Origin of the sequence: Aequorivita vitellina (genome assembly GCF_022008365.1) — a bacterium.
In the GTDB taxonomy this organism is placed as follows: domain Bacteria; phylum Bacteroidota; class Bacteroidia; order Flavobacteriales; family Flavobacteriaceae; genus Aequorivita; species Aequorivita vitellina.
On record NZ_JAIRBA010000007.1, the window covers coordinates 99,010 to 121,971 of the forward strand.

19 protein-coding genes, 1 pseudogene and 1 riboswitch are annotated in these 22,962 nt (G+C 37.2%); of the genes and pseudogenes, 2 read left to right on the top strand and 18 right to left on the bottom strand.

From position 1 onward, the window contains the following. Nucleotides 1-93: 93 nt before the first annotated feature. From dtd to K8089_RS05660, 3 genes are read right to left on the bottom strand one after another with little or no spacing between them, the layout of a single operon-like run. Nucleotides 94-546, bottom strand: coding sequence for a D-aminoacyl-tRNA deacylase (dtd, locus tag K8089_RS05650; RefSeq protein WP_237602312.1), 453 nt, complete (start codon nucleotides 544-546; stop codon nucleotides 94-96). A 32-nt stretch (nucleotides 547-578) separates the two neighbouring features. After that, a complete protein-coding gene (gene rsgA, locus K8089_RS05655) occupies nucleotides 579-1,526 on the bottom strand; it encodes a ribosome small subunit-dependent GTPase A (protein WP_237602313.1) in 948 nt (315 codons plus the stop codon). 21 nt (nucleotides 1,527-1,547) lie between these two features. Further along, the gene (locus tag K8089_RS05660) at nucleotides 1,548-2,630 is read right to left on the bottom strand and encodes a bifunctional 3-deoxy-7-phosphoheptulonate synthase/chorismate mutase type II (protein WP_237602314.1); all 1,083 of its coding nucleotides are present in this window, start codon (nucleotides 2,628-2,630) and stop codon (nucleotides 1,548-1,550) included. A 248-nt stretch (nucleotides 2,631-2,878) separates the two neighbouring features. Here K8089_RS05660 and gldA point away from each other — a divergent pair, with 248 nt between their 5' ends. After that, on the top strand, nucleotides 2,879-3,778 hold the full coding sequence (gldA, locus tag K8089_RS05665; RefSeq protein ID WP_237602315.1) for a gliding motility-associated ABC transporter ATP-binding subunit GldA: 900 nt from the start codon (nucleotides 2,879-2,881) through the stop codon (nucleotides 3,776-3,778). On the opposite strand, the gene K8089_RS05670 is transcribed toward gldA, so the two are convergent. The 7 genes and pseudogenes from K8089_RS05670 to K8089_RS05695 form a co-directional block, all read right to left on the bottom strand. After that, nucleotides 3,765-4,514, bottom strand: coding sequence for a head GIN domain-containing protein (locus tag K8089_RS05670; protein WP_237602316.1), 750 nt, complete (start codon nucleotides 4,512-4,514; stop codon nucleotides 3,765-3,767). The two genes, gldA and K8089_RS05670, sit on opposite strands and share 14 nt — an antisense overlap. A 30-nt stretch (nucleotides 4,515-4,544) precedes the next feature. After that, on the bottom strand, nucleotides 4,545-5,654 hold the full coding sequence (locus K8089_RS05675) for an acyloxyacyl hydrolase (RefSeq protein ID WP_237602317.1): 1,110 nt from the start codon (nucleotides 5,652-5,654) through the stop codon (nucleotides 4,545-4,547). Between the two features lie 98 nt (nucleotides 5,655-5,752). After that, nucleotides 5,753-6,694 carry a threonine ammonia-lyase gene (locus K8089_RS05680; protein ID WP_237602318.1) on the bottom strand — a complete coding sequence of 314 codons (942 nt, stop codon included), beginning with the start codon at nucleotides 6,692-6,694 and terminating at the stop codon, nucleotides 5,753-5,755. 14 nt (nucleotides 6,695-6,708) lie between these two features. Then, nucleotides 6,709-7,143 (bottom strand): OsmC family protein, encoded by a 435-nt coding sequence (locus tag K8089_RS05685; protein WP_237602319.1) that lies wholly within the window; start codon nucleotides 7,141-7,143, stop codon nucleotides 6,709-6,711. A gap of 108 nt (nucleotides 7,144-7,251) precedes the next feature. Beyond that, nucleotides 7,252-8,427: pseudogene (locus K8089_RS16690) on the bottom strand (bifunctional aspartate kinase/homoserine dehydrogenase I); the annotation flags it as partial. After that, nucleotides 8,372-9,379: an alpha/beta fold hydrolase gene (locus tag K8089_RS16695; RefSeq protein WP_407932374.1), complete on the bottom strand. Its 1,008-nt coding sequence runs from the start codon at nucleotides 9,377-9,379 to the stop codon at nucleotides 8,372-8,374. The gene K8089_RS16695 and the pseudogene K8089_RS16690, both read right to left, overlap by 56 nt. A gap of 36 nt (nucleotides 9,380-9,415) precedes the next feature. Further along, a complete protein-coding gene (locus K8089_RS05695) occupies nucleotides 9,416-10,711 on the bottom strand; it encodes an O-acetylhomoserine aminocarboxypropyltransferase/cysteine synthase family protein (RefSeq protein ID WP_237602320.1) in 1,296 nt (431 codons plus the stop codon). 125 nt (nucleotides 10,712-10,836) lie between these two features. After that, nucleotides 10,837-10,957, bottom strand: a riboswitch (SAM riboswitch). Nucleotides 10,958-11,205: 248 nt separating this feature from the next. On the opposite strand from K8089_RS05695, the gene metK reads away from it, so the two are divergent. After that, a complete protein-coding gene (gene metK, locus K8089_RS05700) occupies nucleotides 11,206-12,459 on the top strand; it encodes a methionine adenosyltransferase (RefSeq protein ID WP_237602321.1) in 1,254 nt (417 codons plus the stop codon). A 111-nt stretch (nucleotides 12,460-12,570) separates the two neighbouring features. Here the strand turns inward: metK and K8089_RS05705 are convergent, their stop codons facing one another. From K8089_RS05705 to K8089_RS05740, 8 genes are all read right to left on the bottom strand, one after another. Continuing rightward, on the bottom strand, nucleotides 12,571-14,115 hold the full coding sequence (locus K8089_RS05705) for a M20/M25/M40 family metallo-hydrolase (RefSeq protein ID WP_237602322.1): 1,545 nt from the start codon (nucleotides 14,113-14,115) through the stop codon (nucleotides 12,571-12,573). Between the two features lie 201 nt (nucleotides 14,116-14,316). Continuing rightward, nucleotides 14,317-14,964 (bottom strand): response regulator, encoded by a 648-nt coding sequence (locus tag K8089_RS05710; protein ID WP_237602323.1) that lies wholly within the window; start codon nucleotides 14,962-14,964, stop codon nucleotides 14,317-14,319. Between the two features lie 121 nt (nucleotides 14,965-15,085). Further along, entirely contained in the window at nucleotides 15,086-16,861 is a 1,776-nt protein-coding gene (locus tag K8089_RS05715) for a tetratricopeptide repeat-containing sensor histidine kinase (protein ID WP_237602324.1), read from the bottom strand. A gap of 3 nt (nucleotides 16,862-16,864) precedes the next feature. Continuing rightward, nucleotides 16,865-17,107 carry a hypothetical protein gene (locus K8089_RS05720; protein WP_237602325.1) on the bottom strand — a complete coding sequence of 81 codons (243 nt, stop codon included), beginning with the start codon at nucleotides 17,105-17,107 and terminating at the stop codon, nucleotides 16,865-16,867. 109 nt (nucleotides 17,108-17,216) lie between these two features. Beyond that, on the bottom strand, nucleotides 17,217-19,196 hold the full coding sequence (locus tag K8089_RS05725; protein WP_237602326.1) for a tetratricopeptide repeat-containing sensor histidine kinase: 1,980 nt from the start codon (nucleotides 19,194-19,196) through the stop codon (nucleotides 17,217-17,219). A gap of 348 nt (nucleotides 19,197-19,544) precedes the next feature. Further along, nucleotides 19,545-21,413, bottom strand: coding sequence for an outer membrane protein assembly factor BamB family protein (locus tag K8089_RS05730; RefSeq protein ID WP_237602327.1), 1,869 nt, complete (start codon nucleotides 21,411-21,413; stop codon nucleotides 19,545-19,547). Nucleotides 21,414-21,629: 216 nt separating this feature from the next. After that, nucleotides 21,630-22,157 (bottom strand): DUF6252 family protein, encoded by a 528-nt coding sequence (locus tag K8089_RS05735; protein WP_237602328.1) that lies wholly within the window; start codon nucleotides 22,155-22,157, stop codon nucleotides 21,630-21,632. A gap of 134 nt (nucleotides 22,158-22,291) precedes the next feature. Then, nucleotides 22,292-22,882, bottom strand: a complete 591-nt coding sequence (locus K8089_RS05740; RefSeq protein WP_237602329.1) for a GSCFA domain-containing protein — start codon at nucleotides 22,880-22,882, stop codon at nucleotides 22,292-22,294. Nucleotides 22,883-22,962: the final 80 nt, after the last annotated feature.

Here is a 22,962-nt window from a genome sequence, read left to right on the forward strand (position 1 = left end):
AAATTTGAAAAATAGAAAAGGGTATTTCACGAAATCGTCATATTGTTTGGCAATATATAAAATTTTCGAAAGGTTAAAAAAAAGTTAAAGAGATTATTCTCTTCTTTTTGAATCCATCCAAATTGTTACCGGCCCATCATTGATTAAAGCAACATCCATCATAGCGCCAAAACTCCCTGTTTTAACTTTGCTATTTGTTTGACTTTCAAGTTGAAGCACAAATTCCTCATAGCGTGGAATGGCGATTTCTGGTTTTGCGGCATTAATAAATGAAGGTCGGTTTCCTTTTTTGGTATTTGCGTGAAGTGTAAATTGACTAACTACCAAACAGTCGCCGTTTATGTCTTGAACTGAGAGATTCATAGCATCGTTTTCATTTGAAAAAATCCGTAAACGCGCAATTTTTCCTGTCAACCAGTTTATATCTTCTTGAGTATCTTCGGCTTCAATTCCTAATAAAATGAGCAAGCCTTGCTTAATTTCGGAAAAGATTTCGCCTTCAATACTAACGGATGCTTTTTTTACTCTTTGAATTAAAACGCGCATTAAAAAATTAGTTATTATTATACTTAAGAAATCTACTTTTCATAAATATCTTTTCTGAAATGTTCTTCTTCCCCTTCAATAATTTGCAAATAACTTTTGTATCGAGACCACGCCAATTCCTCATTTTCCAAAGCATTTTTTACCGCACAATTGGGTTCTTCAAGATGGAGACAATTATTAAACTTGCAGTTTTCCTTCAGCTCGAAAAATTCTGGAAAGTAATCGCCCAGTTCTTCTCTGTCCATTTCTACTACTCCAAAACCTTTTATTCCCGGTGTATCAATAATTTGACCGCCAAAAGAAAGGTCGTACATTTCGGCAAAAGTAGTTGTGTGTTGCCCTTGTAAATGTTGCTCAGAAATTTCAGATGTTTTTAATGACAAATTGGGCTCAATTACATTTATTAAAGTAGATTTTCCTACACCACTATGGCCGGAGAACATTGTTACCTGGTCCTGCATCAATAATTTTACCTTATCGATATTTTTTCCCGTAACAGCCGAAATTCCAATGCACTCATACCCTATTTTTCTATAGAGTGCAGCTAGGAGTTTAATTTCTAGCAACTCGTCTTCGTTATAGGTGTCAATCTTATTAAAAAGCAGCACAGCTTTAATATGATAAGCTTCTGCTGTAACTAAAAAACGATCTATAAAAGTGGTAAAAGTGGGTGGGTTATTGAGCGTAATTACGAGAAAGGCAATGTCTATATTGGCCGCAATTATATGCGTTTGCTTTGAAAGATTAACCGATTTGCGAATAATGTAATTGTTGCGCTCTTCAATATGTTTAATTACTCCAACCGTTTCATCGCCTTTTGTTTCTACATCAAAATCTACGTGATCGCCCACTGCAACAGGGTTGGTGCTTTTTATACCGCCTATACGGAATTTCCCTTTTATACGGCAATCGTAAAAAGTTCCGTTTTCAGCTTTTACGGAATACCAACTACCAGTAGATTTATAAACTAGGCCCTTCATATCGCAAAGTTGCAAAACTTTTCAATCATTTATTACCTTTTTCTGATGGTTAATAGATTCTTGGTGAATGGCTTTGTATATTTTCAATACAAATTCTTCACTTAATCTATTTTCTTCACCTTCTAAAATCATTCTACCAAGCACCTCATTCCAGCGCTTTACTTGTAATATTGCAACATTGTTTTTCTTTTTCAACGCACCAATCGTATCTACAATTTTCATACGTTTGCCCAACATATCCATTATTTGATCGTCTATTAAATCTATCTGCGTACGCATGGTGTTTAATTGATTGTTGAATTCTTTTTCATCGCCTTCTACTTTCCGAATTTTCAAGTCTACAGTCATTTGTTCTAATGCTTTGGGCGTAATCTGCTGGTCTGCATCGCTCCATGCATTGTCTGGATCATAATGAGTTTCAACCATAAGTCCGTCGTAATTTAAATCGAGTGCCGTTTGGCAAAGATCAAAAATTCTGTCTCTACGCCCTGCAATGTGCGACGGGTCTAAAATAAGGGGTAAATCTGGAAAAGCATTTTGAAGATCAATGGGAATTTGCCATTCGGGATTGTTGCGGTAGCGCGTTTTTTCATAGGTAGAAAAACCACGATGAATAACGCCAAGCTTAGTAATACCAGCAGTATAAAAACGTTCTACTGCACCGAGCCATAAAGCCAGGTCGGGGTTTACTGGGTTTTTCACCAATACAATTTTATCGGTTCCTTTTACGGCATCTGCTATCTCCTGAACTATAAATGGCGAAACGGTAGTACGTGCGCCAATCCATAGTATATCTACATCGTGTTTTAACGCCAATGCTACGTGGTTAGCATTGGCAACTTCTGTAGTTGTGAGCAAGCCGGTTTCTTCTTTCGCTTTTTGAAGCCATTTTAACCCCAAGGCTCCAACCCCTTCAAAATTACCAGGTCGGGTACGCGGCTTCCAAATTCCAGCACGTAAGACCGAAGTGTCTGTATTTTTTAGTTGGTGTGCAATTTTTAGCAGCTGCTCTTCAGTTTCTGCACTGCACGGGCCAGCAATAACGAGTGGGTGATTCAAGCCAAAAGCGTCTAACCAGTGGCGTAATTCCTTATTATTTTCCATAAAATTTATTCAAAAAAAAAAGCCCCAAAAATGGGACTTTTTAACGTATAATTTAAATACAACATTCCCTTTAGCCGACGTTAATAAACATATGCCACCACGCTTTGGAAAAATTATATGAGTGTTTTTTTATCATTGCGGCTAAATTAGCTAATAATTGTGATTTTGAAAACGTTTTATGAAAAATTTTAAACGGGGAAGCCCAATTACTTCGGAAGAAATTTATGTAGTTTTGTTTATAAATAAATATGTCCATACAAGTACAAAATATCACTAAAACCTACGGCGACCAAAAAGCGCTTAACAAGGTCTCCTTTACTATCAACAAAGGGGAAATTGTTGGTTTTCTCGGCCCTAATGGTGCCGGAAAATCTACAATGATGAAGATTTTAACAACCTATCTTCCCGCTTCGGAAGGCGTTGCTTTTGTGAACGGTTTTGAAGTAACAAAGAAAGATATAGCCGTTAAAAAAAGTGTTGGGTATCTGCCCGAACACAATCCGCTTTATTTAGAAATGTACGTTCGGGAGTATTTGCTTTTTAACGCAGGCATTTACAACATCCCAAAATCTGAAGTAGAAAGTATTATTGAGAAAACTGGTTTAACGCCTGAAGCAAACAAAAAAATCAGTCAACTTTCTAAAGGATATCGCCAACGCGTGGGGCTTGCGAATGCACTTTTGCACAATCCTGAAGTTTTAATCTTGGACGAGCCAACAACAGGCTTAGACCCCAACCAATTAATTGAAATCCGTCAACTTATAAAAAACGTTGGCGAAGAAAAAACGGTTTTGCTTTCCACACATATTATGCAGGAAGTAGAAGCAATTTGCGATCGCGTAATTATTATAAATAAAGGTGAAATAGTGCTCGACAAAAAGCTTGAAGACCTAAAAAATAACAAACAACAAATTATTGAGGTAGAATTTGATTACCGCGTTGAAGAAGTGGCGTTGCAACAGCTTCCGAAGATAGAAAGGGTTGAAAACTCAATTGGTTTTGTGTATCAACTTCACTTTAAAACGCAACAAGATATGCGTGGGAATGTTTTTGATTTTGCGCACGATAACGGATTAAAAATCTTGCAATTGCATCAAAAAAACACAACCTTAGAAAAACTATTTACGGAATTGACTATTGAAAAATAAGACGACCGCGATAATATTCTTCAACTTCAATAATGGGCGGTCTATGTTTGGAAATTACGTTGCCTACGCTCAAAATTTTCCCGCGTATGGTGAGTTGAGGATTAACTACCATTTCAGCCGTACTTCGGTGATAGACGTACAAGGTTTGAACAATTAAATCTTCTGAAAAAATTCTAGAATCCCCCGCATATAAGCCAAAACTCGCAAAATCTGCTGTACCGCTTAAATAAAAAGTTGAAAGTCCATTGGCTACAATATTGAGGTTTTCAACTTCTAAATTAAGTTTAAAATCACCGTCTATTTGGTATTGGTCTTCATTTTGCTGATCTTCAGACAAAAGGGTTAACGACGGATACGAAAGCACACCAATACTCTCTACTGCATAGCCTGTACTACTTCGTATTTCGGTTATATCGGGAGCCGTAACATACACTTTTGTTAGCCCGTAATCGCGAACCAAGTTACATCCATAATTATTTCTAATTTCAAGTTTTCCTCCAGATACCGATACAACGATATTCGACATTAAATTTTCGCCAGTTTCAACTCTTACGTGATGTTCATCTCCTTGCTCAATATAAAGTTTGATGCGATCCCACACAAGAATTTTTGTAAATGAGGGAACCGACACATCTTTTGAAACAATATTTCCTGCCGCCTGAACACAATCCCAGCCTTTGTTAGAGTCGCAACCCAAACTAAGTAGCAATAATGCGATGTAAATAATTTTTTTCATAATTTCTATTTCTGAAAAACTTCAGAATTATCACAAACGATAGCCAATGCTAAACTCTACTGCTTCCGCTTTTGCCCAATGTGCGTGTACGGTAACAGCCGCAAAAACAGTATCATTAAAGAAATACCTCTTTAATCCTAATCTGTTATAAACTCGATTCTCAAACTCAAACGGATAGTAAATATAATACCCCAACTGCGAAACAAAAGCCACCTTGTTAAAGCGCCATTCATGCCCTCCAAAAACACCAACGCGTTTATAGTCTTCATCTCCCGACACATGATCTTCAGGATAGGCAATGGAGCGATATTTAATGAATTCTTTTAAGAAAATAGAGTAGAAAACATCTACCCCAGCAGTGAAGGTACTTTTAAAATTTATGCGCTTATCAACAAAGGCCGAAAGTACCATAAACGGTTCTTGGCCCAGCCCAACTACGTCGCTTTCGTTTATGCCAGACCTAATTGCAAAATTGTATTTAAATCTTTCAGCGTGGGTTTTACTTAATGAATCTTCCTTTGTTATAAATTCTGGAAATTCTTTGTAATCTAATTGATAGCTAAAGCCCGCATTTACGGCTAAAGTGTTTGTGCTATTGTTTGGGGCTTTTAGGTTTGCATTACTATAATGAATAACGGTAAATCCCGCCTGAAAACCCAAACCTTTCCAAATATTTTCACGAACAAAATTAGCTTTTATGAATGTGGAACTTAAAAATTGAGTGCCGTACGCATTGTTGCGAAAATTGGATACGGGATCAAAAGGGTCTGTAGCATAAGCAACACCCTGGCCTACACGCAGCATTAAATATCGGTTTAAAAAGTAGAAGTTAAAGTGTCCATAAGCACCAACAGCATGGCCTAAAAACTCATTTTGTAAATTTTGATATGCAACCGTAAACCCCCAATCTGGATAATTATAACGTCGCTCCCACTCACTAAAGCCATAGGTTTTTTTGTTGAAGGAGAGAATTAAACCCGTTGGATGTCCCGTTATTAAATGTTGAATATCTGGATTGTGTTCTAAAATTGTTCCATAGAAGTAATCTGCTTCTAAAGAAATTGGCTTCAATTCTTTTTCCTGCGAATAAAGCGGAAAACAAAAAAGTATCGCAATGAAAGGTGAAAGTAGGTGCTTCATATTTTTTCAACGGTCGTAAAGATAAACTAATCTTGAAATAATAGCCTGCCTGTAAATAATTCTTTTAAGACTATTAGTTACTTTAAAACCGAAAAAATTTAAAACGGCAAGTTTTTTAAATCTACATTGCCGCCAGATAAAATTATTCCAACCTTTTTATTTTTAAATCGTTCTTTTTCGCGAAGCAAAGCTGCAAAAGCAACTGCACTGCTGGGCTCGACAACTATTTTCAGCCGCTGCCAAATAAGTTTCATTGCCGAAATAATTTCAGTTTCTTCAACGCTTATTATTTCTGAAACCAATTTTTTTATGATTGGGAAATTAACACCGCCGAGAAAGGTTTTCAAGCCATCTGCAATTGTATTTGTAGTTTCGTTGAATTCTATTTTTCCGCTTTTTAGACTTCGAAAAGCATCGTCAACTTCAATAGGTTCGCCTCCGATTGTTTTGCAATTAGTGCCGAAATATTTCACCGAAAGTGCAGTCCCAGCAATCAATCCGCCTCCGCCAACTGGTGTAAAAACATAATGGAGATCGGGATGAGTTTGAAATAATTCCGCTGCGGAAGTTGCATTTCCAAGAATCACATTTCTATCGTTTGAGGGATGGATAAACGTAGCGCCTGTTTCCTTTTGAATTTGCGCTGCTTCCTGTTGGCGAGCAATTGGAGTGGATGCAGATTCGGTGATGATTCCGCCGTAGCCTTTCACGGCTTCTTTTTTAACTTGCGGCGCATTTTCGGGCATTACGATATATGCTTTTACACCAAGATTTTTGGCTGCCAACGAAAGGGCTTGTGCAAAATTCCCCGAGGAATGCGTTACTACACCAGCTTTTTTCTGCGCTTCGGAAAGTTGTAAAATAGCATTGGTTGCTCCCCGCATTTTAAAAGCACCCATCTTTTGAAAATTCTCACATTTAAAGAAAATTTCGGCTCCCGAAAATTCATTTAAAAAAGACGACTTCAAAATAGGTACGTTGTGAACGTATGGCTTCACCCGCTCACAAGCTGCTTCAACTTCTTCTTTTGTAGGAATCATTTAAAATCATCTGTTTAAACCTCAATAATAGCTAAAGATTTTCCGTTTAGCTCAATACTATACGTAATTTTTACCGAGGCTTCCATGGTGATGGAAACCGAGCAGTATTTTTCAAAGCTCAACTTTGCAGCACGAATGGCCTTCGCTTCATCAATTTTGCCTTCTAAATACAACCTAACATGTATTGCTTTAAACGGTTTTGCTTCACGAACTTCTTCGCGTTCGCCTGCTACTTCCATTTTATAAGAAGTTATTTCCTGCCTTTGTTTCTTCAAAATTGAAACCACATCTATCGCGCTGCAACCGCCAACGCCCATCAATAAAAGCTCCATTGGGCTTGCACCCTTTGAAGGTTCGTCGGTTTTACTGTCAATGAAAACGGGAACGCCAGACTCGCCTTTCGCTTCAAATAAATAGTTATCGTTTATTCTGTTTAAGGTAACTTTCATAATTATATATTTTCTTTTATTAATAATGACTTAGGACGGTAAAACATCGGACTATTCTTAGTGATTTTAAGTCTTACGTCCTACAGCGCAGCGGTCTTAAGTCTTTCTTCAATCTTTATCGCTTATTCGTAAAATATCCCCAAAAACCCCTCGTGCAGTAACCGCTGCGCCTGCACCTGCGCCTTGTATCACAATTGGATTATCGCCATAACTTTCGGTGTATATTTCAAAAATTGAATCGCTGCCTTTTAAAGCACCTAACATACTGTTTTTAGGAACCGATGTTAAATTTACAGTTAAAAGAGCACCCGTTTCTTTTGATAAATCGCCGTGCAAATCTGCAACGTAACGAAAAACGGAATCCTTCAACTGATTCTTCTTTTTAATTTGAAACGGAACGTCCAATTCTTTCAATCGCTTCAAAAATCCTTCTTTTGAAACATTGCGCAAATCCTTTGGAATTAAATTTTGAATAGCAATATCGTCAAATTCGTTGTGCAAATCCAATTCACGCGCCAAGATAAGCAATTTCCTTCCAACGTCGTTTCCACAAAGGTCTTCGCGCGGGTCGGGTTCTGTAAATCCTTTGTCGATTGCCGATTTTAAAACAGAACTAAACGAGCTGTCTTCTTCCGAAAAAGTATTGAAAATATAACTCAACGAACCCGAAAACACTCCGCGAATTCGCGTAATATTTTCACCCGAAAGATGCAAAAGTTTAATGGTATCTATCAACGGAAGCCCGGCGCCTACATTGGTTTCATATAAATATTGACGTTTTTTTAAAGTCAACTTTTGGCGAAGTTCTTTATAAAAATTTAAGTCCAAAGTATTGGCAATTTTATTTGAAGAAACCAAATGAAAACCATTTTCTACAAAGGTTGAATAATTTTGAACAAAATCTGCATCGGCCGTATTATCCACCAAAATCAGGTTTTGAAGGTTGTTGGTTTTTGCGAAGGAAATTACTTGATCAATATCGTAACTTTGCCCATATTCACGCTTTTCATCCAACCAATTTTTGTCTAAACCTTTCTGTTGAAATAAAACCGATTTTGAATTTGCAACGGCAAAAATGTTCAATTCTAAATCGCGTCTTCGGGAGATTTCTTCTTTTGATGAAATAATTTGATTGACCAAATGGCCTCCCACATTTCCATGGCCAAAAATGGCGATATTAATTTTCTTCTTTTTTATATTGTTTAAATCTATCAAGTTTACAATTGGATTATCCAATATTTGCGTGCTCATATTTTTTTGTTTTTGTGTGTTTTTCTGAATTAAAAATCGGGATCAAAATTCCCGACAGTTGGTCGTATTCAATTAAAAAAGCATCATGCCCGTGAATGGAATTTATTTCGGCAAAATGCACATTGTCTTTTAAGGGTTTTAATGTTAAAAACGTGTCCTTTATCTCTTCGTTTAAATAAAATCCATCGCTGTCAATGCCCACCAAATAGATGTTTCCTTCAATTTTTGAAGCCAAATTCAAAAACATTTCTTGTGTTTCAAAACTTGAAGTAACCAACAAGTGATTCATTAATTTATAGGCTTGTAATTGAAAGCGTTTTTGTAACGTTTCACCGTGATGAAGCAACCAACTTTCAACATTGAAAATTTTCAGCGCTTCGTTTATGCTTCTATTGAATTTCTGCTTAAAAGATTGCGGCGTTCTATAGAAAGTCATTGCGTGAACGCGGGCATCGTGGATAGGATTTTCAGAATTGCTTAAAATTTGTTTTTGCACCCTACACTGCGCTATTAACCAATCTGTCGCTTTCCAATCTGTTGCAATTGGAATTAAATTTTGAAACAAATTAGGCTTTAAAACTGCCATTTGCCACAGAATACTTCCACCTAAAGAACCGCCAATTCCTGCAAAAACATTGGATATGTTAAGTTGCTGCAATCCTATCAAAAACCATTGAGCAACATCGTAAATGGTGATGTCTTTGTAATTTTCAATTAAAAATCCGTCGAATCCATTGCCCGGAATGTTAAATGAAATAATAGAAAAATCTTCACTATTGATGCATTTCTCAACACCAATTAATTCTTTCCACCAGCCATTATCGCCACAAACATTACTGTTTCCAGTAAGTGCATGCGTTACCAAAACCACAGGAGCCGTGCCCAATTGTTTCCCAAAAACTTGGTAGCTCAAGGGAAGGTTTTTAAGGCTAACTCCACTTTTTGTGGTGTAATCCGCTATTGTTAGACTTGAGATGTGAGACATTAGATTTGAGATTTTAGACTTGAGATGTGAGATAGTTTACACCAATTGCTCTTTAAAAATACTTTTGAAAGCTTGTTCCAAATCTGTTTTTAAATCTTCAATATTTTCTAAACCAACGGAAAGTCTAATTAAATCTTGACTTACCCCCGAGGCGGCTTGATCTGTTTCGCTCAGTTGTTGGTGGGTGGTGCTTGCTGGGTGAATTATCAAGGATTTGGTATCGCCAATGTTTGCTAAAAGTGAAAATAACTTCACATTATCAACTACTTTTTTAGCAGCTTCATAACCGCCTTTTACGCCAAAAGTGACCAAGCCACTTTGTCCTTTAGGAAGGTATTTTTGTGCAAGGTTGAAATATGCATTATCTTCCAAACCGGGGTAATTTACCCACGCCACTTCCTCACGATTTTGAAGCCATTTGGCAAAATTCAATGCATTTTCGCTGTGTTTTGCAATTCGAATTTCTAAAGTTTCCAAACCTTGAATTATTTGAAATGCACTAAACGGACTCAAAGCCCCTCCGAAATCGCGAAGCCCTTCGAGGCGCACTTTTGCGATGAAAGCGGATTCCTTTAAAACTTCGGAATAAATTAAACCGTGATACCCTGCAGAAGGCTCTGTAAATTCTGGAAATTTTCCGTTAGTCCAATCAAAATTTCCTGCATCGATAATTGCACCGCCAAGCGTTGTTCCGTTTCCATTGATGTATTTTGTAAGTGAATGGATTACAATATTTGCACCGTGCGCAATTGGATTCAATAAAGCTGGTGTAGCAACTGTATTATCAACAATTAGTGGAATTTTATTTGATTGTGTCACCTTAGAAATGGCTTCGATATCTAACACATCCAACTTCGGATTTCCGAGCGATTCAATAAAAATAGCGCGGGTATTTTCTTTTACGGCATTTCCGAAATTTTCAGGATTGGACCCGTCAACAAACGTGGTAGTAATACCCAAACGCGGTAAAGTAACGTTTAATAAATTAAAAGTTCCACCGTACAAACTGCTGGACGCCACAATATGGTCGCCAGCGCGAAGCAGTGTTAGCAATGTAGTTGAAATGGCTGATGCGCCCGACGCAGTGGTAACAGCGCCAATACCGCCTTCCAAAGCCGCCAAACGTTGTTCCAAAATATCGCAAGTTGGGTTATTTAGACGCGAATAAATGTACCCAGCTTCTGATAGGTTAAACAGATTTGCAGCGTGGTCGCTGTTTTTAAAAACGTAACTTGAGGTTTGGTAAATTGGCACCGCACGGGTTCCTCCGTTGGCGGTTACGTCGTGTCCTGCGTGCAATAGGTTCGTTGCGAATTTGTTTTGTGTACTCATTTTTCTAGTTTTTTTGAGTTAATAAAAAGATTAAAACAAAAGATCAATCCCGAAGCGAGTTCGGAAAAACAGAAAAATGTTAAAAAGAATAAATGAAAAGTAATTTCAGAAAAGAAATTGTCTTGTCGTTATCTATCATCAATTCTATAATATTTCAGAATCGTTGTAGAATGTAGCACCTTCATTCCGTAGAAAGGGTTGCTAAGGCGTCACAGGGTCTAATCCCTCGGCCTTTCTTGATAACATTTCAGTAAAAGTTTGAACTTTGTGTGGGGGCAAATATAGCGTCATAAAAATTTAATATCCAAATATTTCGTCAAAAAACTTTAAATAAAACGGCGGTTCATTTAATTTTTCTACTTTTGCCGAAGATAATTTAAGAGGAAAAATTTGACTGATTGCAACCTCAATAAAAAATGCTAAAGGCAGTGAAAATCTACCTTCGGCGTACCCGTCAAAATTTCCTGTAACTATAATATTTTAAATCCATTTATATGGCCTATTTATTTACTTCGGAAAGTGTTTCTGAAGGACACCCAGACAAAGTTGCGGATCAAATTAGCGACGCACTTTTAGATAATTTTTTGGCTTTCGATCCAGAGAGTAAAGTTGCTTGTGAAACCTTGGTCACTACCGGTCAAGTTGTTTTAGCAGGTGAAGTAAAAAGCAATACCTACCTCGATGTACAAACCATTGCACGCGATGTAATCAACAAGATTGGTTACACCAAAGGCGCGTATAAATTTAGTGGCGATTCTTGCGGCGTTATTTCTTTAATTCACGAACAATCACAAGATATAAACCAAGGTGTAGACCGCGCGAATAAAGAAGAACAGGGCGCTGGCGACCAAGGGATGATGTTCGGTTACGCTACCAAAGAAACTGAAAATTATATGCCTTTGGCTTTAGATATTTCGCATAAAATTTTAATTGAATTGGCTGCCCTTCGCAGAGAAGATTCTGAAATAAAATATTTACGTCCAGATTCAAAAAGTCAGGTTACTATTGAATACAGTGATGATAACATTCCGCAGAAAATTGTTGCAATCGTTGTTTCAACGCAACACGACGAATTTGATGAAGATGAACCGATGTTGAAAAAGATTAAAGAAGACATTGTTAAAATCTTAATTCCGAAGGTAAAGAAACAACTTCCAGAATACGTTCAAAAATTATTCAATGACGATATTGTTTACCACATTAACCCAACCGGAAAGTTTGTTATCGGCGGACCACACGGCGATACAGGTTTAACGGGAAGAAAAATAATTGTTGATACCTACGGCGGAAAAGGCGCGCACGGCGGTGGTGCTTTTAGCGGAAAAGACCCGAGTAAAGTTGACAGAAGTGCTGCTTATGCTGCCAGACATATTGCGAAAAATTTAGTTGCTGCAGGTGTATCTGATGAAATTTTAGTTCAAGTTAGTTATGCAATTGGCGTTGTAGAACCAACTTCAATTTTGGTGAACACTTACAACTCTAAAAATATAAATCTTTCGGACGGTGAAATCGCTAAAAAGGTTTCAGAAATATTCAATATGCGCCCTGCTGCAATTGAAAAAAGGTTGAAACTTAGAAACCCGATTTATTCCGAAACAGCTTCTTATGGACATTTGGGAAGAAATCCTCAAGTAATTACCAAAACTTTTGAAAGTCCGTACAACGGAAAAATCACGAAAGAAGTAGAGCTTTTTACGTGGGAAAAGCTAGATTATGTTGATAAAGTGAAGGAAGCTTTTGGAATTTAAATTCCGAATCTCAAGCACCAAATTCCAAAATACAAATCCCAAATTCCAACTGTACTCTTTGGAATTTGGGATTTGTAATTTAGTGCTTTTGGGGTTTGGTACTTTTAATATTTACATTCCTCCCTTTCGTTCCGGCACTCTCGGTGTTGGCCAAGTTTGTTGCTCTCCAGTTCGGTCATTTATTGGCAGAATAATTTGCGCTCGCGAAGTTTTTGAATCGTCTTCCGAAGCCATATAAGCCATAATGGCAGTTAAAATTACATTGCTCTGTACATCGTCAAAAATAATTTTATCGTACGTATCGCGGTTTGTGTGCCAAGTGTAATTCCAATAACTCCAACTTAACGAACTCAAGTTGAATGCCGGTGCGCCCGCAGCAACAAATGATGCATTATCTGAACCACCGCTCGATGGCCATCCGGGAAAGGATGTTTCAATATGCCTGCTAATTGTATCGGGAACAGCTTTTAACCACCGAGAAATATATTCGTACGAATGTAAAAATCCGGCACCGTTAATGCTTTTCACTCTTCCCGTTCCATTATCTTGATTAAACACAGCTTGTATATTATTTACAATTTCGGGATGGTCTGCAACGAAGGCAGAAGATCCGTTTAAACCTTGCTCTTCACTCCCCCAATGGCCCACTAAAATAGTGCGTTTTGGATTGGGATAAACTTTCTTTAAAATTCGCATAGCTTCCATCATCACTAAAGTTCCGGTACCATTATCGGTTGCGCCCGTTCCGCCATCCCACGAATCAAAATGTGCAGAAAGGATTACGTATTCATCAGGTTTTTCAGTGCCTTTAATTTCAGCAATGGTGTTGAATGCAGGTACCACACCCAAGTCTTTGGATTCTGCAACTACGTGTATTTCTGGCTTATCGCCGTGTTCTACCATACGGTACAACATAGCGTAATCTTCCAATTCAATATCTACGGTTGGAATTTTCTTAGTACGAGCACCAAATATTTTGTTCACCCCAAAACCTCTTGACCAGTAAGAATCTACAATTCCAGCCGCTCCCGCATCTTCCAAAGCAGGTATAATATTTCTTCGGTTGTAACCGCTACGTTTAATGTTTTCGTTCCAAGCTTTGGTTTGAGCATTTCTTTCGCTCTTCATTTTTTCAAAAGATTCGGGTGTGGCCCATTTTTCCCAGTTATCATCTGGTCTTCCGGTAGGCTGTTTCATTGCAATCATCACGAATTTTCCTTTCACAGTTTGCAACCACTTTTTGAATGAAAGCGAATCTTTTATTTCCGGAAGCACAATTAACTCAGCCGTTATGCCATTTGACGATGTACTGGGGTTCCACGCTAATTGTGTACCACTTAAGGTTTGAATTCGGGGTGAAACCATATCAATATGCGTTATACCTCGCTCCCAACCTTTCCACTCGCCCCATTGTTGGTTTTCGGCAGCAATACCCCAACCTTTGTATTTTTTAACCGCCCAGTCGTGGGCTTGTTGCATTTGCGGTGTTCCAACCAATCGCGGACCAATATCGTCGAGCAACTCGTGGGCGAGAATTTCTAATTGTGAATTTTCGTAAGCTTCTTTTTGAATGTTTTCAATTACGGCGTCCTTTTCTTGTGAAAAACTCAGCAACGGTAATAAAAAGAGGAAGGTGCAAAGGGATAATTTCTGCATAATGAATATTTTAGGTTTCAAGTTTTTTTTAAAATGAAATCTAAAACTACGATATATTTTGGACTACCGAAAGCAATAGGCAAAAGACACAAAGAAAAGAGCCAAACCCCGTAGGTTTTGAATACCATTGGAGTCACCTTTCAACCTTGACACAAGACCTCACAGGTTTCAAAAACCTGTGAGGTCTATTGGTATTGATTCTCAAATAATATTATGGTTTTTAGCCTTTTGTACCGCTTCAATCTTGCTGTGAACTTGCAGTTTTTTGTAGATATTTTCAATGTGTTTCCTTACCGTACTGGGCGAAAGAAAAAGATGATCTGCAATTACCGTGTAACTTAAACCTTTGCTAAGTTGTTCCAAAACTTCAACTTCGCGCGTGGACAGCGAAATTTCTTCTTTGTCTTTCAAGTTTTGAATATCGATAGGGTTTCGTAAAAGTTTTAAAGTTTTCATCGCAATAGATGGGTTCATCGCAGCGCCTCCGTTTAAGGTTTCCAAAATACCTTCGTATAATTCTTTGGGATTAATTTCTTTCAGTAAATAACCATCGGCGCCAGCTTTAATAGCGTTAAAAATATGTTCGTCATTATCAAATGCCGTAAGCATAATTATTTTAATGTGTGGATATTTTTGCTTTACAACTTGAGTCGTTTCAATTCCGTTTAAAATGGGCATTTCAATGTCCATTAAAATTAAATCGAGGTTGTGGTCTTCTCCCAACTTTGTGAGTAACTCGCTGCCGTTTATTGAGGTATGTTTTACAACTACATCTTCAAAAAAGGAGAGTTTTTCCTTTATGGCGTGGATAAGGAAAGAGTTGTCGTCAACAATGGCAATCTTAAACATTTGTAGTTAGTTGTTGGTTTAAAGATAGTTAAAAATTAGGTGTTAGAAACCAATCAAAATAGGGCAATTGCCGTATAGTGTGGAGCTCTGTGCTATGAATTCGAAAAAAATTCGAAATTTATTACACTGGAAAATTTAAAGCAACGCGTGTTCCCTTGTTTATATTTGAAACAAAGTCAATGTTTCCACCAATCTCCCGTGCACGTTTTTTCATATTGTTCAAACCATTGCCTAATTCAATAGAGGTTTGCTCAAAACCTTTGCCGTTATCAATAATTTCGAGTTGATATTGATTTTGTTTTCTTGAAATATTGACTTCAATTTCATCTGCTTTTGCATGTTTTAAAGCATTATTTACGGCTTCTTGTATAATCCGGTAAATATTCATTCCTTCGACAGAAGAAAATAAATGTGTTTCATCTACATTTTCAGCTATATGAAAAGAAAATTCTGTCTGGTCCGAAGCGTTTTGTGCGTGTTCAATAAAATTGGCAATGCGCACCTGCAAATCTTCAAAAGTAATTTGCTCCTTATTCATCGCCCAAATAGTGTCGCGCAATTCATAAATGGTCTGCGATGTGAAAGCACTAATATTGCTAAGTTTATTACTTAATTTTTCGCCAATATCTGAAAATCCATACTTCAGATTATCGATGCTGGAAATAATAAAAGTGAGCTGCGCCCCAATGTTGTCGTGCAAATCTCGTGAAATTCGCAGCCGTTGTTCCTGCAGTTTATTTTGGGTTTCAATTTTTGCTAGAGCTGTTTTTAATTCGCCTTCTTTTTGCAGTTGACGGTTTTTTAATTTTTGCTGATTGTAAAACAAATACCCCAGTAATCCAAGCACCAAAGCCAGCCCCAAACTTCCAAAAATAAAAGTGTTTTTTCGGCGGACTTGCAAATCCTTTTCAACTAATTGCGCACGCTGCTGTAGAATTTGGTTTTCCTTTTTTTCAGTTTCAAATTCAACATTTAAGGCGGCAATTTTTTCTTCAACTTTCAATCCGCGTACGCTATCTTTTACTGCAGCATACTGTTCAAAATAATACAAAGCCGAATCTGCATTATTTAGCTTTTTATAAATATCTGAAAGCATTTTATAGTTGTACTGCGTCAAGTTCTGATATTGCTTTTGCAGTGAAATAGGCAGTGACTTGTGCATAAATGGGATAGCTTCTTTCCATTTTTTCTCTGCCATATAAACTTCTCCCAATTGGGTGTAATTTTCGGCAATGCCAATTGAATCTGCCCAAATTAACCTTTGCTGAAGCGATTTGTTAAAATATTCCCTCGATTTCGAAAAATTTTCCTGTAGTCCATAAGCACCCGCCAAATTGCTCCAACTGTACGGGATTCCGATGGTGTCATTTAGTTTCAATTTAATTTCTAAACCTTTATTAAAATAATATAACGCGCTGTCTAATTCATTATTTATTTCTTTTAAAACGCCGTAATTATTGTAAATATCTTTAAGTTCATTCTCAAAATTATTGGCTTCCGCAATGGCTTTTCCTTTCTGCATATATTGCAATGCCGTAGGTAAATCTTTGTATTTTAAGCCATACCCCATTTCGCCGTAATAATCGGCAAGTCTATCTAGTTTATTCTCGGCTTCGTAGATTTTTATGGCTTCAATTGTGCTTTTAGTGGCTTTTTCATATTTGCCTTGATAGCCATAAACTAAAGAAAGTTGGAAGTATGCATCGGCCACACCAAGTTTGTATGAAATTTTTTCGGCGTCTTTTGCGTTATTTTGAAATAAAACTACAATTGAATCTTGCGGAATATTCAGCCCCTGAATGTAAAGTTTGTTGATAGAATCAACCTGTTCTTTACTTTGTGAATAGAGCGAAACGGTACAGCAGCAAAATATATATAGAAGCAAATTTCTAGTCATAATTTATAGATTTATGTCTGATTGTACTACTAAAGCTTCGTCTAAATTATACTTTAAAAAATCGTACCGATTGAGCTGAAGGGTTCTGAATTTAAGCTGTTTACAATTGTTATAAATAGCACTTTCCAACATTGCAACATTTTGGTTGTGTACTTGTCCCATCGCCCGTTTTGCATTATAAAACCAAACTACCAAACCAATTACAATCAGCATCAGAAACAATAAAATGGCGACTTGTAAATACATAGTTTCACTTTGGTTTTACTGCATAAAAATAATGATTTATCTGCCGAAACTACATAGGGCAATTGCCGTATTTGAAATTATAATGGAAACCGAAATGAACCCCTTATTTCTAAAATATAACACCTACACTCGTCCCCTTTCCTTTTTCTGAAGAAACAGTGACGCTTCCACCTAAATCTTTAGCGCGTTTTTTTATATTGGAAATACCATTGCCCAATTCAACATTTTCTATGTTGAACCCCTTTCCATTATCAACAATTTTTAAATAATATTTTCGTACATCACCGCCAGCCCCCTCTGGTGGCAAGTTATCTTTTGTTAATGATACCGTAATCTGGGTTGCTTCGGAATATTTCAAGGCATTGTTTACCGCTTCTTGAATAATCCTGTAAATATTCATACCCTTCACAGAAGTAAAATGTGTTTCTTTTGAAATAGAATTGTCCACATCAAATTGAAAATCCATATCGCTGGAAACCCTAGCCTTTTCTATAAAATTAGAAATTCGCGCTTGTAAATCTTCAACCGAAATATCTGTTTTGTTCATTGCCCAAATCGTATCCCGCAATTCAAAAATAGTTTGTGAAGTAAAATCGCTGATCCTTGAAAGTTTATTGACCAATTTATCATTAATGTCTGTAAACCCATATTTTAAATTATCTATTGATGAAATAATAAAAGTGAGCTGCGAACCAATATTATCGTGCAAGTCGCGTGAAATTCTAAGTCGTTGTTCCTGCAATTGGTTTTGGGTTTCAATTTTTGCGAGTGCGGTTTTTAGCTCACCTTCTTTTTGCAGTTGGCGGTTTTTAAGTTTTTGTTGGTTGTAGAATAGGTAACCCAGCAGCCCGAGTATTAATACCAATGCGGTCATCGCAATGATGAAAATATTTTTCTGTTCTACTTTTAATTCGCTTTCTGCAAGGTTTGCACGGGTTTGGGCAAGATCTCTTTCTCTTTCAGATGTTTTAAATTTTGTTTCTAAGCTTGCGGTTTTATGCGCGGTTTCAGTGGAAAAAATACTGTCTTTTGCCGCCAAGGCTTTTTCAAAATAGCGTTTCCCTTCGGAATAATTATTCTCCATAAAATACACTTGTGAAGCTACCCCATAAAAATCTACTGCCGAAACTAAAAGGTCTGGAAATTCAACTAAAAATTTATTGCCGTTTTCTATATATTCTTTGGCGTTATCAATTTGTCCCGAGGCCAAATATGCCGAAATAAGGTTTGCAATAGCCGAAAGGTTTGCCCTCCTTTCAATATTTAGTCGGTTTCTTTCCGAAATAGATTGTTGTAAGATAGGAATTGCCTTTGTGTAAACTCCCGTAATAATGTACAAACTGGCCAAGCCGTTTAATGCATTGTAAAGCACGCCATATTCGTTAGCTTCCTGGGCTGCTGTCACGGCTTCATTAAAAGACTTTTCGGCTTCGTTATAATTTTTTTTCTGTGCCAGCGAAATACCAATATTGTTTAGCGAAATGGCAATATTTTTTTTATCGCCTAGCTCTCGGCGCAGCTCTAGCGCTTGGTTATGATATTCCAAAGCTTTGTCCGGAAGACCCATTTCCTGGTAAATAAGACCAATATTACTATAATACGTATCTGCCGACGAACGTGAAAGTTCGCTTTTATTCATTTCTAAAGCCTGAAAAAAATAGTCCAATGCTTCTTGATAATTACCTTTATTCCAATGAAACATTCCCAAGTTGTTAATTACCATTATAGTAATTATTTTATAGTCGTGGGCTTCACTTATATCCAAAGCTTTTTCAAAATAATACTTTGCGGAATCTGAATTCCCCGAAACATCGTAATAAATACCGTAGGTATTTGTGAGTTCTGCTTCGGAAAAAGGTATGGTTTTGGACTGCGACTCTGTGATTCCCGTTAACAGTAGCTTTTTTGCGCGTTCCGGTTCGTTGAAAATGTAGTAGAAACTAACTCTATTGAATATACGAAGTTTAACGGAATCGTTTGATGTTGCGGCAACCACCATTAAACTGTCCATTTTTTTTTGGGCAGATTGGGCGAGGAGTGTAGAAATTCCCAAAAATAAAAACAGTGCGACGCACAAAAATTGTTTCATAAAAGCTATTGTTCAGCTACCTAAAGTACTGAAAAAATACCAATTCCAGAGTTGAATGTGGTATTTCGAATTTACAATTGCAGTTTCGGCAAACATCATTCACTATATTCCTCAAGCTGCTTCTTTACTTTGGGCTAATCTTCGGGCGATTTTGCTATTTTTTCCGTTAATAAAATCAGTAATTTTCCGTCTTTTTAATTGAAAACAATACTTAGCGAAAACTTTTGAAGATTTTTAGAGGAACTGGAAAAATTAAAAACCCCATAATTTAATACGGGGTTTTACAACCTCAAATGCTCCTCACTTCACTTGTGGTTTATGAAAAATAACCTGGTTAGTCGCGTTATTTTATCGTTTAAGATCGTAGGCATAAATAGAGTTATTATCTGCTTTGTAATACAGCAATCCGCCTATTTCATCTACAACATATTCTGGTTTTTTATCCTTTAACACAATTTCCTTTCCTTTTTCGCCCGAGTCTTTGTTGACTTTTACCAAGCCCACACCGTCGTCAAGTTTTGTAAGTATAAATTGGTCGTTTTTAGTTGCCGCAGTAGCTTTAAAACGTTTTAGCATTTCGGCAACAGAAGCACCACTTGCGGCAGCCATGCCTCCAGCAAAGTCTGCGTCACGATCAGCTCTTTGGTCGTAGCCTGCAAGTCTATTTTGCACCGAAGAATTTGCTGCAGCCATAGCCGTAGTTGCTGTTGCAACTGCAGTAACTCCTGCTAATATTGCGCCCATCGCGCTTTTACCGGGTGCACGATAATATTCGTGCCATTGTTTTCCGCCATTCCAATCTATTAATTGCATATTCTGATCACTGGTAAGTAGAATGCCCCCATTGCGAATTTCTACATGCGACGGATCTTCCTTTCCATCAAATTTAGATTCGGCTAAGGTGCTCACATCGCCAGAAGTTGCATCCACAGCATATAAAGTTTCATCTGCACTTATTAGGTAGCGATTGTTCTTTTTGTCGAAAGTTGAACTTACAGCCCCTGCTCTTTTATATTTTAATGGCTTCTTCCATACTTGTTCACCATTATCAAGATTTACAATATTGGCGTCTTCCGAAGTTATATAAATCAATCCCTGTGGCGTGTGTGCCATTGTTAAAATGTTTTCTCCCGTTTTTAAAGGTTTTTTGAAAAGCGTTTGCCCATCAAAAGAAATTTTATTGATTCCACCTTCATAAATCCCAAAGAGAATACCATCCTCCATTACATAAAAATGCTGCACATAGCCTTTGGTCTTTGGGGCTTTTTCCCATAAATCTTCACCGTTGGTTGCGCTTAAAAATGCAATATTTGACTCATTGCTACGCGCAAACACGCTATTGCTTCCACCATCATTTTGATTGCTAACAACGGCTAGTCCGTTTGGCAATATTTGAAAATTTGCTATTTGCCCTTTTACTTTATGGTCATCTTTCCAAAGCTCAGCACCGTTTATTCCAAGTTTATGGATACGTGTATTTTTTCCTTGGTTTACAATTTCAAAAGCATAGATTTCTTTCTCGCTTTCATCGGCTACAAGCATGTTCATATTTTTCATATCGTTTTGCCAAATCAATTCGCCTGTTTGCGCTTTCATATTAAAAACACCTTGCGACGTTGGTAAAACCAAACTGTTTTTCAGCAAAAGCGGCCGTCCAGTTACAACATACGTTTTAGCAATACCAACTCTGCCCGGCTCGCCAATATCAAATCTATAATCTTCTTTGCCAGTATTTAAATCATACACGGCAACCTGTGCCGCATACTGTTCTTTTGAGGTGCGATTACCGCTTACAATCAATTTATTCTGCGGCATCATTACATCGCAGGTAATTACATCTTTCCAGCCGTTACTTTCTGTACTAAATAATGTTTTACCTGAAATATAATCTATAACCGTCTTTTTTGAATTTAGATTTGCAAATCCACCTTGATATACAATTACATACGGCGCATTTGGCACAAAAGTTAGTTCTTCGGGTTTTACTCGCCCATACTCGGTAAAATTAAACAATAGTTGGTTGCTACCTGGTTTTATCCCCACAAGACCATCGTTGGTAGCAACTACCATTGTACCTCCTTGAGTAAGTTGCATTTCATTTATTTTGGCTCCAGTATCATAGCGAAAATCTGGTTCCTCGGCTCTTTGAGCTAGCGTTGTGCTGGTTGTAAAAAACACAAAGCAAAATAGTACGTAAAAAAGAATTGAAGTTTTCATAATCGTGGTTTTTAAAAGTTGATATTCAAAGATGCTTCGAAATAAAAATGAAATCAATAGGGCAATTGACGTATAATTAAAGTTCAAGCTTCTGGTTTATAGCTTCTTGTTTTAAATTTTGAAACAAAAAAACCGGAGGTAAAACTTGCGTTTTGCCCCCGGCCCACGTAAAAACCTCAACATCTGAGATTCTAATTTGTGTTTTCTTTTTAAAGCTTAGTTGTTAGTAACCTCAATGTTAAACTGGCCCTCAGTTACTGAAACTGTATCGCTATTATCATTTAAATTAATCCCCGTAAAACTGAAAGTACCCTTTACCGTATTTCCGTCAAAGCTAGAGATGCTTATCGTACCATTATTACCTTGCCCATCACCCACGGTGGTGTAAATTACCACAGTATTCGGGTCTGGATTTCCCGGATCTGGCAGATAACTATACGTTCCTATATTCATAAAATTAAGGTTGTAAGTGCCTTCCCCGTCAAAGTTCTGAATGATCATCTGTAAATTTTCAGAGTCCATGGTGCCGCCACTAACAGCTAAAACTTGTGTTGAACCAGAATTTGTTAATTGCGCCACTACGGTACCTTGTATTCCTGAAAAGCTATCGCCATCTACTTTTGCCGAAAATGTTCCTGTGCCGCCCTGTGGATCGTCACCACCGTCGTCGTCTTTTTTACAAGACGTTAAGCTTACCGCTAGAACAGCCATTAATACTAAAATTGTTTTGTTGAAAGTTTTCATAATGTTTGGTTTTAGTTCTCCGCCGAAACGGATACGTGATTATTAATTAGTGACAAAATTGCCAAAACTACAGAAAACACACAATAGGGCAATTGACGTATTCTGCCTCTAAAACACTATGAATGAATAATTTTCTAAAATTGAATATGTGAAAATCGATTTTGAATAGCAGTAATTTTCTGTTGAAGCTTTTCTGAAAATTGAAGATGTTGTTCGCTTTGTGGATTAAATGGTTTGTGATTTAAACCATTTTGAATAATAGCTATTTCTTTTTGAAGCACAGCGGCTTCTGAAGAAACCCAAACTTCTGAAAATTTTTGCCAAATAATCTCGATCGCCGTTTTATTTGGGTGAAGCATGTCTTCGGCATAAAAGCGGTAATCGCGCAGCTCGTCCATCATAATTTCAAAAGAAGGAAAGTAAAATGAATTTAGATTTACCGATTTAGATTTACTTTTTAAGTTTGCGTGAATTGCAGTGAGCAAATGTGCTTTGCTCAACGCGTTTTCAACCATGCCATCCTTAATATGACGCACGGGAGAAACCGTATTTATAGTAATTGCATTCGTATTTATATCTGAAATTTTACTGAAAATAGTTTGAATACTTTCTGAAATTGTTTCTGTGGAAAGCAATTCCTTTTTAAAATTTTGTTGGGGCAGTTTGTGGCAATTGGCCACGATTTCTTGTTTACGGTGCAAAGCCGAAGGGCGGTCGCTGAGCATTCTAAGTTAAAAACAAATTTTTAATTGGATAATTTTACAAAAGGCTCCTCCCTTTTAGCAATTGCAAAAATTCTCAATAC

Bases quoted from the DNA above. Each gene is read 5' to 3' on its own strand.
- K8089_RS05720 (WP_237602325.1), bottom strand. From the start codon at position 17,107: ATGTATTTACAAGTCGCCATTTTATTGTTTCTGATGCTGATTGTAATT.
- K8089_RS05705 (WP_237602322.1), bottom strand. From the start codon at position 14,115: ATGCAGAAATTATCCCTTTGCACCTTCCTCTTTTTATTACCGTTGCTG.
- dtd (WP_237602312.1), bottom strand. From the start codon at position 546: ATGCGCGTTTTAATTCAAAGAGTAAAAAAAGCATCCGTTAGTATTGAA.
- K8089_RS05730 (WP_237602327.1), bottom strand. From the start codon at position 21,413: ATGAAAACTTCAATTCTTTTTTACGTACTATTTTGCTTTGTGTTTTTT.
- metK (WP_237602321.1), top strand. From the start codon at position 11,206: ATGGCCTATTTATTTACTTCGGAAAGTGTTTCTGAAGGACACCCAGAC.
- K8089_RS05680 (WP_237602318.1), bottom strand. From the start codon at position 6,694: ATGATTCCTACAAAAGAAGAAGTTGAAGCAGCTTGTGAGCGGGTGAAG.
- K8089_RS05740 (WP_237602329.1), bottom strand. From the start codon at position 22,882: ATGCTCAGCGACCGCCCTTCGGCTTTGCACCGTAAACAAGAAATCGTG.
- K8089_RS05660 (WP_237602314.1), bottom strand. From the start codon at position 2,630: ATGGAAAATAATAAGGAATTACGCCACTGGTTAGACGCTTTTGGCTTG.
- K8089_RS05685 (WP_237602319.1), bottom strand. From the start codon at position 7,143: ATGAAAGTTACCTTAAACAGAATAAACGATAACTATTTATTTGAAGCG.
- K8089_RS05670 (WP_237602316.1), bottom strand. From the start codon at position 4,514: ATGAAAAAAATTATTTACATCGCATTATTGCTACTTAGTTTGGGTTGC.
- K8089_RS16695 (WP_407932374.1), bottom strand. From the start codon at position 9,379: ATGTCTCACATCTCAAGTCTAACAATAGCGGATTACACCACAAAAAGT.
- K8089_RS05710 (WP_237602323.1), bottom strand. From the start codon at position 14,964: ATGTTTAAGATTGCCATTGTTGACGACAACTCTTTCCTTATCCACGCC.
- K8089_RS05695 (WP_237602320.1), bottom strand. From the start codon at position 10,711: ATGAGTACACAAAACAAATTCGCAACGAACCTATTGCACGCAGGACAC.
- K8089_RS05715 (WP_237602324.1), bottom strand. From the start codon at position 16,861: ATGACTAGAAATTTGCTTCTATATATATTTTGCTGCTGTACCGTTTCG.
- rsgA (WP_237602313.1), bottom strand. From the start codon at position 1,526: ATGAAGGGCCTAGTTTATAAATCTACTGGTAGTTGGTATTCCGTAAAA.
- K8089_RS05735 (WP_237602328.1), bottom strand. From the start codon at position 22,157: ATGAAAACTTTCAACAAAACAATTTTAGTATTAATGGCTGTTCTAGCG.
- K8089_RS05675 (WP_237602317.1), bottom strand. From the start codon at position 5,654: ATGAAGCACCTACTTTCACCTTTCATTGCGATACTTTTTTGTTTTCCG.
- K8089_RS05725 (WP_237602326.1), bottom strand. From the start codon at position 19,196: ATGAAACAATTTTTGTGCGTCGCACTGTTTTTATTTTTGGGAATTTCT.
- gldA (WP_237602315.1), top strand. From the start codon at position 2,879: ATGTCCATACAAGTACAAAATATCACTAAAACCTACGGCGACCAAAAA.